Origin of the sequence: Pseudomonas sp. Z1-12 (assembly GCF_051132015.1) — a bacterium.
GTDB classification, from domain to species: Bacteria; Pseudomonadota; Gammaproteobacteria; order Pseudomonadales; family Pseudomonadaceae; genus Aquipseudomonas; species Aquipseudomonas zanjanensis.
Genome location: NZ_CP071647.1, coordinates 1,091,925 through 1,106,008 on the forward strand (window position 1 = coordinate 1,091,925; position 14,084 = coordinate 1,106,008).

The 14,084-nt window shown below is 60.9% G+C and carries 16 protein-coding genes; 15 read left to right on the plus strand and 1 reads right to left on the minus strand.

The window, feature by feature from the left end:
* Positions 1-34 precede the first annotated feature (34 nt).
* The 3 genes from secD (at position 35) to J3P85_RS04695 (ending at position 3,493) form a co-directional block, all read left to right on the plus strand.
* Positions 35-1,903: a protein translocase subunit SecD gene (gene secD / locus J3P85_RS04685; protein ID WP_434705062.1), complete on the plus strand. Its 1,869-nt coding sequence runs from the start codon at positions 35-37 to the stop codon at positions 1,901-1,903.
* Positions 1,904-1,912: 9 nt separating this feature from the next.
* Positions 1,913-2,827, plus strand: coding sequence for a protein translocase subunit SecF (gene secF / locus J3P85_RS04690; RefSeq protein WP_434705063.1), 915 nt, complete (start codon positions 1,913-1,915; stop codon positions 2,825-2,827).
* Positions 2,828-2,944: 117 nt separating this feature from the next.
* Positions 2,945-3,493, plus strand: a complete 549-nt coding sequence (locus J3P85_RS04695) for a glycine zipper 2TM domain-containing protein (protein ID WP_018607449.1) — start codon at positions 2,945-2,947, stop codon at positions 3,491-3,493.
* 588 nt (positions 3,494-4,081) lie between these two features.
* On the opposite strand, the gene suhB is transcribed toward J3P85_RS04695, so the two are convergent.
* A complete protein-coding gene (gene suhB, locus J3P85_RS04700) occupies positions 4,082-4,900 on the minus strand; it encodes a type III secretion system regulator SuhB (RefSeq protein ID WP_003185165.1) in 819 nt (272 codons plus the stop codon).
* Positions 4,901-5,044: 144 nt separating this feature from the next.
* Here suhB and trmJ point away from each other — a divergent pair, with 144 nt between their 5' ends.
* From trmJ to rlmN, 12 genes are all read left to right on the plus strand, one after another.
* Positions 5,045-5,815 (plus strand): tRNA (cytosine(32)/uridine(32)-2'-O)-methyltransferase TrmJ, encoded by a 771-nt coding sequence (trmJ, locus tag J3P85_RS04705; protein WP_003185164.1) that lies wholly within the window; start codon positions 5,045-5,047, stop codon positions 5,813-5,815.
* A 1-nt stretch (position 5,816) separates the two neighbouring features.
* The gene (cysE, locus tag J3P85_RS04710) at positions 5,817-6,593 is read left to right on the plus strand and encodes a serine O-acetyltransferase (RefSeq protein WP_186705396.1); all 777 of its coding nucleotides are present in this window, start codon (positions 5,817-5,819) and stop codon (positions 6,591-6,593) included.
* Between the two features lie 251 nt (positions 6,594-6,844).
* Positions 6,845-7,336 carry a Fe-S cluster assembly transcriptional regulator IscR gene (gene iscR / locus J3P85_RS04715; protein WP_018611583.1) on the plus strand — a complete coding sequence of 164 codons (492 nt, stop codon included), beginning with the start codon at positions 6,845-6,847 and terminating at the stop codon, positions 7,334-7,336.
* Positions 7,337-7,386: 50 nt separating this feature from the next.
* Positions 7,387-8,601 (plus strand): IscS subfamily cysteine desulfurase, encoded by a 1,215-nt coding sequence (locus tag J3P85_RS04720; RefSeq protein WP_186705397.1) that lies wholly within the window; start codon positions 7,387-7,389, stop codon positions 8,599-8,601.
* Positions 8,602-8,644: 43 nt separating this feature from the next.
* Entirely contained in the window at positions 8,645-9,031 is a 387-nt protein-coding gene (iscU, locus tag J3P85_RS04725; protein ID WP_003185157.1) for a Fe-S cluster assembly scaffold IscU, read from the plus strand.
* Between the two features lie 25 nt (positions 9,032-9,056).
* Positions 9,057-9,380 (plus strand): iron-sulfur cluster assembly protein IscA, encoded by a 324-nt coding sequence (gene iscA / locus J3P85_RS04730; protein WP_003185155.1) that lies wholly within the window; start codon positions 9,057-9,059, stop codon positions 9,378-9,380.
* Positions 9,381-9,388: 8 nt separating this feature from the next.
* Positions 9,389-9,910, plus strand: a complete 522-nt coding sequence (gene hscB, locus J3P85_RS04735; RefSeq protein ID WP_060739093.1) for a co-chaperone HscB — start codon at positions 9,389-9,391, stop codon at positions 9,908-9,910.
* A 50-nt stretch (positions 9,911-9,960) separates the two neighbouring features.
* Complete coding sequence (gene hscA / locus J3P85_RS04740) at positions 9,961-11,823, plus strand: Fe-S protein assembly chaperone HscA (RefSeq protein ID WP_434705064.1); 1,863 nt, start codon at positions 9,961-9,963, stop codon at positions 11,821-11,823.
* 3 nt (positions 11,824-11,826) lie between these two features.
* The gene (gene fdx / locus J3P85_RS04745) at positions 11,827-12,168 is read left to right on the plus strand and encodes an ISC system 2Fe-2S type ferredoxin (protein ID WP_207966503.1); all 342 of its coding nucleotides are present in this window, start codon (positions 11,827-11,829) and stop codon (positions 12,166-12,168) included.
* Positions 12,169-12,181: 13 nt separating this feature from the next.
* Positions 12,182-12,382, plus strand: a complete 201-nt coding sequence (gene iscX, locus J3P85_RS04750) for a Fe-S cluster assembly protein IscX (RefSeq protein WP_305498989.1) — start codon at positions 12,182-12,184, stop codon at positions 12,380-12,382.
* A gap of 87 nt (positions 12,383-12,469) precedes the next feature.
* Complete coding sequence (gene ndk, locus J3P85_RS04755; RefSeq protein ID WP_003185145.1) at positions 12,470-12,895, plus strand: nucleoside-diphosphate kinase; 426 nt, start codon at positions 12,470-12,472, stop codon at positions 12,893-12,895.
* A gap of 28 nt (positions 12,896-12,923) precedes the next feature.
* Positions 12,924-14,072, plus strand: a complete 1,149-nt coding sequence (gene rlmN, locus J3P85_RS04760) for a 23S rRNA (adenine(2503)-C(2))-methyltransferase RlmN (RefSeq protein ID WP_434705065.1) — start codon at positions 12,924-12,926, stop codon at positions 14,070-14,072.
* Positions 14,073-14,084: the final 12 nt, after the last annotated feature.

Here is a 14,084-nt window from a genome sequence, read left to right on the forward strand (position 1 = left end):
CGCAAGGCGCCCCGCGTCATAAGCGGGCGGCGTGATGCTGAACAAATACCCTCTGTGGAAATACCTACTGATCCTGGCGGTGCTGGCGGTCGGTGTGATTTATTCCGCTCCCAATCTATACCCGGATGACCCGGCCATTCAGGTCAGTGGCGCAAGCACTGCGCTGCAGGTCACCCAGGCCGATCTGGACCGTGCGAGCGCTGCGCTCAAGGCGTCCAATATCGATGTAAAGGCTGCGTCCATCGCCGAAAATGGCAAGGGCGGGCTGTTGCGCCTGGTCAAGGCTGAAGACCAACTGCCAGCCAAGGATGTGGTACGCAAGGCGTTGGGCGACGATTACGTTGTGGCCCTGAACCTGGCCCAGACCACGCCGCAGTGGCTGCGCAATCTTGGCGCCCACCCAATGAAGCTGGGCCTGGACTTGTCCGGTGGTGTGCACTTCCTGCTGGAAGTGGACATGGAAAAAGCCCTCGACGCACGCCTGAAAGTCTACGAAGGCGACGTCAAGAGCCTGCTGCGCAAAGAGCGCCTGCGTTATCGCAGCCTGCCGCAGTTCGAAGGTGCCATTCAGCTGGGCTTCAGCGATGAAGATGCCCGCGAACAGGCCCGTGCGCTGGTGCGCAAGAATTTCAACGATTTCGACATTGTACCGGCCGACCTCAATGGCCAACCGGTGCTGCGTCTGGCGATGACCCCGGCCAAGCTGGCGGAAATCCGCGAGTACTCCATCAAGCAGAACTTGACCACGGTGCGTAACCGCGTCAACGAGCTGGGTGTGGCCGAGCCGATCGTGCAGCGCCAGGGCGCCAACCGCATCGTGGTTGAGCTGCCGGGCGTGCAGGACACTGCCGAAGCCAAGCGTATCCTCGGCAAGACCGCCAACCTGGAATTCCGCCTGGCCGCTGAGCCGGGTGCGTCCAAGGCCACTTCCGAGAGCTTCGAGTTCCGTGAAGGTGGTCGTCCGGCGGCGCAGATCGAGCGTGGCCTGATCATCACCGGTGACCAGGTAACCGACGCCCAGGCGGGCTTCGACGAGCAGGGTCGTCCACAGGTTAACATTCGCCTGGACGGTCATGGCGGCGAACTGATGAGCCGCGCCACGCGCAGCAACGTCGGTCGCAGCATGGCGGTGATCTTCATCGAGCAGAAGCCGACCACCACCTACACCAAGCAAGTGGTCAACGGTGTCGAGAAAGACGTACCGGTCCAGACCTTCAAGGAAGAGAAGAAGATCATCAGCCTGGCGACCATCCAGTCGCCACTGGGCAGCCAGTTCCGCATCACCGGCCTGAACGGCCAGGGCGAATCCTCGGAGCTGGCCCTGCTGCTGCGTGCCGGTGGCCTGGCCGCGCCGATGTACTTCGCTGAAGAGCGCACCATCGGCCCGAGCCTGGGTGCCGACAACATCACCAAGGGCGTCGATGCATCCCTGTGGGGCATGTTGTTCGTGTCGCTGTTCATCATCGCCATCTACCGCTTCTTCGGCATCATCGCCACGGTTGCGCTGGCGGTGAACATGGTGCTGCTGCTGGCCCTGATGTCCTTGCTGGGCGCCACGCTGACCCTGCCGGGTATCGCCGGTATCGTCTTGACCATGGGCATGGCGGTGGACGCCAACGTGCTGATCTTCTCGCGGATACGTGAAGAGATCGCCGCGGGCATGTCGATCCAGCGGGCAATCAACGAAGGCTTCGGCCGCGCATTCACTGCGATTATCGACTCCAACCTGACCACGTTGCTGGTCGGCGGGATTCTCTTTGCCATGGGCACCGGCCCGGTCAAGGGTTTCGCAGTGACCATGTCCCTCGGGATCTTTACCTCGATGTTCACAGCCATCATGGTGACCCGTGCAATGGTCAACCTGATTTATGGTGGTCGTGACGTCAAGAAGTTGTGGATTTAAGGGGCTGCCATGTTACGTACAATCAACTTCATGGGCGTTCGCAACATTGCGTTCGGCGTCACATTGTTCCTTACGGCCCTGGCGTTGTTCAGCTGGGCTACCAAGGGCCTGAACTACGGCCTGGACTTCACCGGCGGTACGCTCATCGAGCTGACCTACGAGCGTCCGGCCGACGTCACCAAGGTGCGTGAGCAACTGGCGTCGTCGGGCTATGCCGATGCCATCGTGCAGAGCTTTGGCGCCACCACCGATTTGCTGGTGCGCATGCCAGGTGAAGACCCGCAACTGGGTCACCAGGTAGCCGAAGCCTTGCAGAAGGCTGGCGGCGACAGCCCGGCCCAGGTCAAGCGCGTAGAGTTCGTCGGCCCGCAAGTGGGTGAAGAGCTGCGCGACCAGGGCGGCCTCGGCATGCTGTTGGCCCTGGGCGGCGTGATGCTCTACCTGGCTTTCCGCTTCCAGTGGAAGTTCGCGGTGGGCGCCATTGTCTCGCTGATCCACGACGTGATCGTGACCGTGGGCATTCTGTCGTTTTTCCAGATCACCTTCGACTTGACGGTGTTGGCGGCGGTGCTGGCGATCATCGGTTACTCGCTCAACGACACCATCGTGGTGTTCGACCGGGTGCGTGAAAACTTCCGTGTGCTGCGCAAGGCGTCCTTGGTCGAGAACATCAACATCTCGACCACCCAGACCCTGCTGCGGACCATGGCGACGTCGATCTCCACCTTGCTGGCGATTGTCGCGCTGCTGGTGTTTGGTGGCGACAACCTGTTCGGTTTCTCCATTGCGCTGTTCATCGGTGTGATGGCGGGTACTTACTCGTCGATCTACATCGCCAACGTGGTGTTGATCTGGCTGAACCTGAGCTCCGAGGATCTGATTCCTCCCGCGGCCACTGACACCGAGGTGGACGACCGTCCGTAAGGTTCGGTTTTCCGTCTGTCACCGCTGAAAAGGCGCGAGTTGAACTCGCGCCTTTTTTTATGCTCCAAGGCTGGGAGAAGCGCGGATTATTCCGCTTGTGATGGTCAGGAGGTTCAAGTGAACAAGTCGATGCTGGTTGGTGCGGTATTGGGTGCTGTCGGTGTAACAGCCGGTGGTGCGGTCGCCACCTACAGCTTGGTAAAAAGTGGCCCTGAGTATGCGCAAGTATTGGCCGTGGAGCCGGTCAAGACCCAGATCAAGACCCCGCGTGAAGTGTGCAAGGACGTCACCGTGACTCGGCAGAAGCCCGTCCAGGACCAGCACCAGATCGCCGGCACCGTGCTCGGCGCTGTGGCCGGTGGCCTGTTGGGCAACCAGATCGGCGGCGGCAACGGCAAGAAGATCGCCACCGTGGCGGGTGCGGCCGGTGGTGGTTATGCCGGTAACAAGATCCAGGAAGGCATGCAGGAACGCGACACCTACACCACCACCCAGACTCGCTGCAACACGGTCAATGACATCAGCGACAAGGTTGTGGGCTACGACGTTCGCTACATGCTTGACGGCAAAGAAGGCAAAGTCCGCATGGACCGCGACCCGGGCAACCAGATCCCGGTGAGCAAGGAAGGCCAACTGATCCTGGGTCAGAACGAACCGGCCCAGTGATTCAACCGCTATAAAAAAGCACCCTTCGGGGTGCTTTTTTCATGCCCACAGTTCACGCGCCACCCCGACCCCTCTGTGGGAGCGAGCTTGCTCGCGAAAGCGGTGGGTCAGCTTGCATCGATATTGAATGTGCCGGCCTCTTCGCGAGCAAGCTCGCTCCCACATTGGGTCTCCGGTGGGCACAAATCTTATGACTACCCCAAATCTCCTTGTGGGAGCGAGCTTGCTCGCGATAGCGGTGGGTCAGCTTGCACCGATATTGAATGTGCCGGCCTCTTCGCGAGCAAGCTCGCTCCCACATTGGATCTGCGGTGGGCACAAATCTTATGCCTACCCCAAATCTCCTTGTGGGAGCGAGCTTGCTCGCGAAAGCGGCGGGTCAGCCTGCATCCATGTCCAAGGTGTAATCCATTGTGGCGAGGGAGCTTGCTCCCGCTGGGCTGCGCAGCAGACCCAAGATCTTGCGGTCGCTGCGCAACTGAGCGGGAGCAAGCTCCCTCGCCACAATGTCCGCCCCTGGGCTGAGTGGTGGTGTGAAGCAGGCATAAAAAAAGCACCCCGAAAGGTGCTTTTCTCTAGCCGAGCGACTTAACGCTTCAACGAAGCCGGCAAGTGCGGCTGGATAGCCGTCAGCACAGCCTTGAAGCATTTGGTATTGCCAGCAACGATGTGGCCTTTCTCAAGGAAGTCATGGCCGCCAGTGAAGTCGCTCACCAAGCCACCGGCTTCCTGGATCAACAGGGCGCCCGCAGCCATGTCCCACTCGGACAGGCCCGACTCCCAGAACGCATCGAAACGGCCAGCCGCCACATAAGCCAGGTCCAGGCTCGCAGCGCCGGCGCGGCGGATGCCGGCGGTCTGGCCGACCAGGGCGCGGAACATGCCCAGGTAGTTGTCCAGGTTGTCCATCTGGTCGTCACGGAACGGGAAGCCGGTACCCAGCAGGGCGCCGTCCAGGCTGGTGCGGCCGCTGACGCGCAGGCGACGACCGTTCAGTTGGGCGCCACGGCCACGGCTGGCGGTGAATTCTTCCTGGCGAACCGGGTCCAGCACGACGGCGTGTTCCAGGCGACCACGGTATTTGCAGGCGATGCTGACAGCAAAGTGAGGAATGCCGCGCAGGAAGTTGGTGGTGCCGTCCAGCGGATCGATGATCCACAGGTACTCTTCGCCTTCGATGCCAGTACCGGCATGCATGCCGGTCTCTTCACCGAGGATGGAGTGGTTTGGGTAAGCCTTGCGCAGGGCGTCGACGATTTTCTGTTCGGCGGCGCGATCGACCTCGGACACATAGTCCTTGGCATCTTTTTCATCGACCTTGATGGTATCCAGGCGCTCGATGGAGCGGAAGATCAGTTCACTGGCGCTGCGGGCGGCGCGCAGCGCGATATTCAGCATGGGCTGCATGGATGTGTCACCTAAGGTTGTTAAAGAAAGCCGCGCATTCTATCAGAAAGTTTTCTCAGGAGAAGGTTGGTGTTCGCTTTCATAGCTTAACGGTAGGTGCTTAGGTAAGATTTGCTCCCTTTATCGTGTTCGAGAGCGCCTCCCTTGTTGCAGAACATTCGTGTCGTCCTGGTCAATACCAGCCATCCGGGTAACATCGGCGGAGCTGCGCGGGCCATGAAGAACATGGGCCTGTCGCGCCTGGTGCTGGTCGAGCCGCGCTTGTTTCCCCATCACGAAGCCGATGCCCGGGCCTCCGGCGCCGGTGACATCCTCGCCAACGCCCAGGTCGTCGCCACCCTGGAAGATGCCCTGGTGGGTTGCAACCTGGTGCTCGGCACCAGCGCCCGCGACCGCCGCATCCCCTGGCCGCTGCTCGACCCCCGCGAATGCGGCACCAAAGTGGTCGAGGAGGCCGCGCAAGGCTTCGAGATCGCCCTGGTGTTCGGCCGTGAAGACTCCGGCCTGACCAACGACGAGCTGCAGCGATGTCACTTTCACGTGCATATCCCTTCCGACCCCGAGTTCAGTTCCTTGAACCTGGGGGCGGCGGTGCAGGTGTTGAGCTATGAAGTGCGCATGGCTTGGCTGGCAGCCGAAGGCAAGCCCAGCAAAGTCGAAAAAACCGAGGTGACGTCGCCGCGCAGTGAGACACTGGCGACCATGGACGAGTTGGAACGATTCTTTGAACACCTGGAGCAGACCTTGGTGGACATCGAATTCCTCGACCCGGAAAAGCCGCGGCACTTGATGGCGCGCCTGCGTCGGTTGTACGGACGAAGCTCGGTGAGCCGGGCGGAGATGAATATATTGCGCGGCATCCTCACGGAAACCCAGAAAGCGGCCCGTGGCGAGCTGATTAAGCGGAAGAAATAAAATGTTCGAACGTTTGCGTGAAGATATCCAAAGTGTTTTCCATCGTGACCCGGCGGCGCGCAATGCCTTTGAAGTGCTGACCTGCTACCCGGGCATGCATGCCATCTGGATCCATCGCCTGTCCGGCGCTTTGTGGGGCATGGGCTGGAAGTGGTTGGCACGGCTGGTCTCGAACTTCGGCCGCTGGCTGACCGGGATCGAGATCCATCCGGGTGCCAAGGTCGGCCGCCGCTTCTTCATCGACCATGGCATGGGCATCGTCATCGGTGAAACCGCCGAAATCGGCGACGACGTGACGCTCTACCAGGGCGTGACCCTCGGCGGCACCAGTTGGAACAAAGGCAAGCGCCACCCAACCCTGGAAGACGGCGTGGTGGTCGGTGCCGGCGCCAAGGTGCTCGGGCCGTTCACGGTCGGGGCGGGGGCGAAAGTCGGCTCCAACGCCGTGGTGACCAAGGCCGTGCCGCCGGGCGCGACCGTGGTGGGCATTCCGGGGCGGATCATCGTCAAGTCCGACGACGAGCAGGACGCCCGCCGCAAGGCCATGGCCGAGAAGATCGGCTTCGACGCCTACGGTGTCGGCGAAGACATGCCCGACCCGGTCGCCCGCGCCATCAACCAGTTGCTCGATCACCTGCAGGCCGTCGATGGGCGCCTGGAGGGGATGTGCGGCGCCCTGAAGGACCTGGGCAGTAATTACTGTGCCAAGGACCTGCCTGAACTGCGCGAGGAAGACTTTGCGTGTGTGAAAGACAAGGATGAGACCCAGGCCAGCTGAAACCTTGCCGGCCTCATCGCGAGCAAGCTCGCTCCCACATTGGATCCCTGCCGCCCCGCAGATCCCTTGTGGGAGCGAGCTTGCTCGCGATGAACGATAACGCGGTATAGCTGGTCGTTAGCCGCCTACCTTTGCTATCATTCGCGCGCTCTTTCGCGGGTAAACCTGAGTAAAGCACTAGGTCTTATACTTGACTTAAATACTCGGGAATTGCATACTCGCCCCCATTCCGAACTCCGTGGTAATTGTCCATGCGACTGACTACAAAAGGCCGATACGCCGTGACCGCGATGCTGGATCTGGCATTGCATGCGCAGCACGGGCCGGTGTCCCTGGCCGATATCTCCGAGCGCCAGGGCATCTCCCTGTCCTACCTTGAACAGCTGTTCGCCAAGCTGCGCCGTAGCAACCTGGTCTCCAGCGTTCGCGGCCCCGGCGGCGGCTACCAGCTGTCGCGCGACATGCAGGGCATCCAGGTCGCCCAGGTGATCGATGCAGTGAACGAATCGGTCGATGCGACCAAATGCCAGGGCCTTGGCGACTGCCATGGCGGCGATACTTGCCTGACCCACCACTTGTGGTGCGACCTCAGCCTGCAGATCCACGAATTTCTAAGCGGTATCAGCTTGGCTGACCTTGTAACTCGCCGTGAGGTGCAAGAAGTAGCCCAGCGTCAGGACCAGCGCCGTTGCAATAGCAAGACGCTGCACCTGGACAAGATTGAAGCGTCCGCCGTCGAATGACCGCCGCAGAGCACGCGGAACGCCAGCCAGCCTGATTTAGGAGAGAGTCCATGAAATTGCCGATTTACCTTGATTACTCAGCGACCACCCCGGTTGATCCGCGTGTTGCGCAAAAAATGAGTGAATGCCTGCTGGTCGACGGAAACTTCGGCAACCCGGCGTCCCGTTCCCACGTGTTCGGCTGGAAGGCTGAAGAGTCGGTGGAAAACGCCCGTCGCCAGGTCGCCGACCTGGTCAACGCCGACCCGCGTGAAATCGTCTGGACCTCCGGTGCCACCGAATCCGACAACCTGGCAATCAAGGGTGTCGCGCATTTCTACCACACCAAGGGCAAGCACCTGATCACCTCCAAGATCGAGCACAAGGCTGTCCTGGACACCATGCGCCAACTGGAGCGTGAAGGCTTCGAAGTCACCTACATCGAGCCCGGTGAAGACGGCATCATCACCCCGGCCATGATCGAAGCCGCCCTGCGCGACGACACCATCCTGGTCTCGATCATGCACGTGAACAACGAAATCGGCACCGTCAACGACATCGCCGCCATCGGCGAACTGACCCGTTCCAAGGGTGTCCTGTTCCACGTCGACGGCGCGCAGTCTACCGGCAAGGTCGACATCGACCTGTCCAAGCTGAAAGTCGACCTGATGTCGTTCTCGGCCCACAAGACCTACGGTCCTAAAGGCATCGGTGCGCTGTACGTCAGCCGCAAGCCGCGTGTTCGCCTCGAAGCGACCATGCACGGCGGCGGTCACGAGCGTGGCATGCGTTCCGGCACCTTGGCGACCCACCAGATCGTCGGCATGGGCGAAGCCTTCCGTGTGGCCAAGGAAGACATGGCCGCCGAGAACGTACGCATCAAGGCCCTGAGCGACCGTTTCTTCAAGCAGGTCGAGCATCTCGAAGAACTCTACGTCAACGGCAGCCTGACCGCCCGCGTACCGCACAACCTGAACCTGAGCTTCAACTACGTTGAAGGCGAGTCGCTGATCATGGCGCTCAAGGATCTGGCCGTGTCGTCCGGTTCGGCGTGCACCTCGGCGTCGCTTGAGCCTTCGTACGTACTGCGCGCCCTGGGCCGCAACGACGAACTGGCCCACAGCTCGATCCGCTTCACCTTCGGCCGTTTCACCACCGAAGAAGAAATCGATTACGCCGCGCAGAAAGTCTGCGAGGCCGTTACCAAGCTGCGCGCTCTGTCGCCGCTGTGGGACATGTACAAAGACGGCGTCGACATCTCGAAAATCGAATGGGCGGCGCACTGAGAAGTCGCCACCAGAGCGGCTCCACTGATGAGGATTGAAGCAAATGGCATATAGCGAAAAGGTCATCGACCACTACGAGAACCCGCGCAACGTCGGCAAGATGGACGCGCAGGATCCTGATGTCGGCACCGGCATGGTCGGCGCTCCGGCGTGCGGCGACGTGATGCGCCTGCAGATCAAGGTCAACGAGCAAGGCATCATCGAAGATGCCAAGTTCAAGACCTATGGCTGCGGTTCCGCCATCGCGTCCAGCTCCCTGGCCACCGAGTGGATGAAGGGCAAGACCCTTGATGAAGCCGAAACCATCAAGAACACCCAGCTGGCCGAAGAACTGGCCCTGCCGCCAGTGAAGATCCACTGCTCGGTACTCGCCGAAGACGCCATCAAGGCCGCCGTTCGCGATTACAAGCAGAAGAAAGGCTTGATCTGATCCGCGTTACGGTAAGGAGTTTTCCATGGCTATCCAGATGACAGAAGCGGCAGCTAACCATATCCAGCGCTCCCTTGCGGGGCGCGGCAAGGGCGAGGGTATCCGCCTGGGTGTTCGCACCACGGGCTGTTCTGGCCTCGCCTATGTACTGGAATTCGTCGACGAAGTGGGCGAAGACGATCAGGTGTTCGAGAGTCATGGTCAGAAAGTGATCATCGACCCGAAAAGCCTGACGTACCTGGACGGCACCGAGCTGGATTTCGTCAAGGAAGGGTTGAACGAAGGCTTCAAGTTCAACAACCCCAACGTGCGCGGTGAATGTGGCTGCGGCGAAAGCTTCAACATCTGAGGCGGCTTGTGGGTACTCCTTGTCATTTTGCGTTGTTCCAGATGCAGCCGGCGTTCCAGCTGGATCTCGAGCAGTTGTCCGCGCGTTATCTTGAACTGGCCCGTGGCGTCCATCCCGATCGCTTTGCCGATGCTTCCGAGGCGGAGCAGCGGCGGGCGCTCGAGCAGTCGGCGAACCTCAACGAGGCTTACCAGACGCTCAAGCACCCGGCCAAGCGCGCGCGTTACCTGCTCGCCATCAGCGGCCATGAGTTGCCGCTGGAGGTCACGGTCCATGATCCCGAGTTTCTGTTGCAGCAGATGCAATGGCGCGAAGAGCTCGAGGACCTGCAGGACAGCGCCGACCTGGCCGGTGTCGCGGTATTCAAGCGCCGCTTGAAGGACGCCCAGCAAACACTGAACGAAAGCTTCGCAGCCTGCTGGAACGATGCCGCGCAACGCGAACAGGCCGAGCGCCTGATGCGGCGCATGCAGTTCCTCGACAAGCTCACCTACGAAGTGCGCCAGTTAGAAGAGCGCCTCGACGATTAACCCAGTGCCGCTCCGGTCGCACGCCTGATTACAGATAAGTCCTGATTACGATGGCCCTACTGCAGATCGCCGAACCCGGCCAAAGTCCACAACCGCACCAGCGTCGCCTGGCTGTCGGGATCGACTTGGGTACCACCAATTCCCTGGTCGCTGCCTTGCGCAGCGGTCTTTCCGAACCGCTGGCCGACGAGCAGGGGCGGGTGATCCTGCCGTCCGCCGTGCGTTATCACGCCGACCGCGTCGAAGTGGGCGAGTCGGCCAAGCTGGCCGCCGCCACCGACCCCTTGAACACCATTGTCTCGGTCAAGCGCTTGATGGGTCGTGGCCTGTCCGACGTCAAGCAATTGGGCGACCAGCTGCCGTACCGCTTCGTCGGTGGCGAGTCCCACATGCCGTTCATCGAAACCGTGCAGGGCCCGAAAAGCCCGGTCGAGGTTTCTGCCGATATCCTCAAGGTCCTGCGCCAGCGCGCCGAAGCGGCGTTGGGTGGTGAACTGGTGGGTGCGGTCATCACCGTCCCGGCCTATTTCGACGACGCCCAGCGCCAAGCCACCAAGGACGCGGCCAAGCTGGCCGGCCTGAACGTGCTGCGCCTGCTCAACGAACCGACCGCTGCGGCGGTCGCGTATGGCCTGGACCAGCATGCCGAAGGCCTGGTCGCTATCTACGATTTGGGCGGCGGTACGTTCGATATTTCGATCCTGCGCCTGACCGGCGGTGTCTTCGAAGTCCTGGCCACCGGTGGCGACAGTGCCCTGGGCGGCGATGACTTCGACCATGCCATCGCTGGCTGGATCATCGAGCAGGCGGGCTTGTCCGCCGACCTCGACCCGGGTGCGCAACGCCACCTGTTGCAAACCGCCTGCGCCGCCAAGGAAGCCTTGACCGACGCCGCCACCGTTGAAGTGGCTTATGGCGAGTGGAAAGCCGCGCTGGCCCGCGAAGCCTTCGATGCCCTGATCGAACCCATGGTCGCCCGCAGCCTCAAGGCCTGCCGCCGGGCCGTGCGTGATTCCGGCGTGGAGCTGGAAGAGGTCAAGGCCGTGGTCATGGTCGGTGGTTCGACCCGCGTGCCTCGGGTTCGCGACGCCGTTGCCGAGGCCTTTGGCCGCCAGCCGCTGACCGAAATCGACCCGGACCAGGTGGTGGCCATCGGCGCCGCGATCCAGGCCGATACCCTGGCCGGCAACAAGCGTGACGGCGGCGAATTGCTGTTGCTCGACGTGATTCCGTTGTCCCTGGGGCTGGAAACCATGGGTGGCTTGATGGAGAAGGTGATTCCACGCAACACCACCATCCCGGTTGCCCGCGCCCAGGACTTCACCACTTATAAAGACGGCCAGTCGGCCATGATGATCCACGTGCTGCAAGGCGAGCGTGAACTGATCAGCGACTGCCGCTCCCTGGCCCGCTTCGAATTGCGCGGCATCCCGGCCATGGTTGCCGGTGCGGCGAAAATCCGCGTGACCTTCCAGGTCGACGCCGACGGCTTGCTCAATGTTTCTGCCCGTGAACTGGGTTCGGGCGTGGAGGCGAGCATCCAGGTCAAGCCGTCCTATGGCCTGACCGACGGCGAAATCGCCAAGATGCTCAAGGATTCCTTCCAGCACGCCAGCGACGACAAGGTCGCCCGTGTACTGCGCGAGCAACAGGTCGACGCCCAGCGCCTGATCGAAGCCGTGCAAGGTGCCCTTGAAGCCGACGGCGACCGGTTGCTCGACGCTGAAGAGCGCATGGTCATCGAGCTGCAGATGCAGGAATTGTCCGAATTGATGAAAGGCACCGATGGTTATGCCATCGAGCAGCAGACCAAGCGTCTGTCGCAGGTCACCGATGCCTTTGCTGCCCGCCGCCTGGACTCGACGGTGAAAGCCGCCCTGGCGGGGCGCAACCTGAATGAAATCGAGGAATAACTGATGCCGCAGGTGATTTTTCTGCCCCACGAGAAGTTCTGTCCGGAGGGCATGGTCGTGGAGGCCGAGCCCGGGACTTCCATTCTCGAACTGGCCCATGAGCACCATATCGAGATAGAGAGTGCCTGTGGCGGCGTCTGTGCTTGCACGACGTGCCATTGCATCATTCGTGAGGGCTTCGATTCGCTGGAAGAGGCAGACGAGTTGGAAGAAGACTTCCTCGATCGGGCCTGGGGGCTGGAGGCACAATCGCGCCTGAGCTGCCAAGCCATCGTCGGCACCGAAGACCTGACCGTCGAAATCCCGAAATATTCGCTTAACCATGCGGCCGAAGCGCCGCACTGATGGTGACACTGTCATGAGCTATGGTTGGAATGATGTACAACGCATCGCAGAAGAGTTGGCTGAAGCCCACGAGGGTCTCGATCCATACTCTGTAGGTTTCGTCCGTTTGCAGCAGATGATCCTGGAGCTGCCTGGCTTCGATGCCACCTCTGGCCGAGTCGGCGAGAAAGTGTTGGAAGCGGTTCAGGAGCTCTGGGCCGCCGAATTGGACTGATCGCCTCGCAGGTTAGGCAATACCTAAGAACCCGCGTATAATTCGCGGGTTTAATTTTTCGCAAATTACCGTTTCTGGAGTTACACCATGGCTGTTCAACGTACTTTCTCCATCATCAAGCCTGACGCCGTTGCTAAAAACGTGATCGGCAAGATCGTTACCCGCTTCGAAGACGCTGGCCTGCGCGTTGTAGCTTCGAAAATGAAGCAACTGTCCAAAGCCGAAGCCGAAGGCTTCTACGCTGAGCACAGCGAGCGCGGTTTCTTCGGTGAGCTGGTTGCCTTCATGACTTCCGGTCCGGTTGTCGTTCAGGTGCTGGAAGGCGAAAACGCTATCGCTCGCAACCGTGAGCTGATGGGCGCTACCAACCCTAAAGAAGCTGCTGCCGGCACCATCCGTGCTGACTTCGCTGAATCCATCGACGCCAACGCCGTCCACGGTTCGGACTCCGAAGCCGCCGCTGCTCGCGAAATCGCTTACTTTTTCGCTGCTACTGAAGTAACCGCTCGCTAAGCATTGGCTTAAGAGTGAAGGTGAATCCATGACTACATCGACTGTTAAAACCAATCTGCTGGGGCTGACCCAGCCGGAAATGGAGAAATTCTTCGACTCGATCGGGGAGAAGCGTTTCCGTGCCGGTCAGGTGATGAAATGGATTCACCACTTTGGCGTCGACGACTTCGACGCCATGACGAATGTCGGCAAGGCCCTGCGCGAGAAGCTCAAGACCGTTGCCGAGATTCGCGGCCCCGAAGTGGTCAGCGAGGACATCTCCAGCGACGGCACCCGTAAGTGGGTGGTGCGCGTGGCGTCCGGCAGCTGCGTCGAGACCGTCTACATTCCCCAGGGCAAGCGCGGCACCTTGTGCGTTTCGTCCCAGGCAGGCTGTGCCCTGGATTGCAGTTTCTGCTCCACCGGCAAGCAAGGCTTCAATAGCAACCTCACCGCCGCCGAAGTGATCGGCCAGGTGTGGATTGCCAACAAATCCTTTGGCAGCGTCCCGGCGACCGTCGACCGTGCCATCACCAACGTGGTGATGATGGGCATGGGTGAGCCGCTGCTGAACTTCGACAACGTCGTTTCCGCCATGCACCTGATGATGGATGACCTGGGCTACGGCATTTCCAAGCGCCGCGTGACCCTGTCCACCTCCGGCGTGGTGCCGATGATCGATGAGCTGGCCAAGCACATCGACGTCTCCCTGGCGTTGTCGCTACACGCACCCAATGACGCATTGCGTAACCAATTGGTGCCGATCAACAAGAAATACCCGCTTAAGATGCTGCTCGAGTCGTGCCAGCGCTACATGTCGTCCCTGGGCGAAAAGCGCGTGCTGACCATCGAGTACACGCTGCTCAAGGATGTGAACGACAAGGTCGAACATGCGGTCGAGATGATCGAGCTGCTCAAGAACATCCCGTGCAAGATCAACCTGATCCCGTTCAACCCGTTCCCGCATTCCGGGTACGAGCGTCCGAGCAACAACGCGATTCGTCGCTTCCAGGATCAGCTTCACCACGCTGGCTTCAACGTCACCGTGCGCACCACCCGCGGCGAAGACATCGACGCCGCCTGTGGCCAATTGGTAGGACAGGTGCTGGATCGCACCCGTCGCAGCGAACGCTACATTGCCGTGCGTGAGTTGAACGCCGCGGACGATGCGGTGCAAAACGCTGCGAACAGTCACTAAGAGAGGATCTCT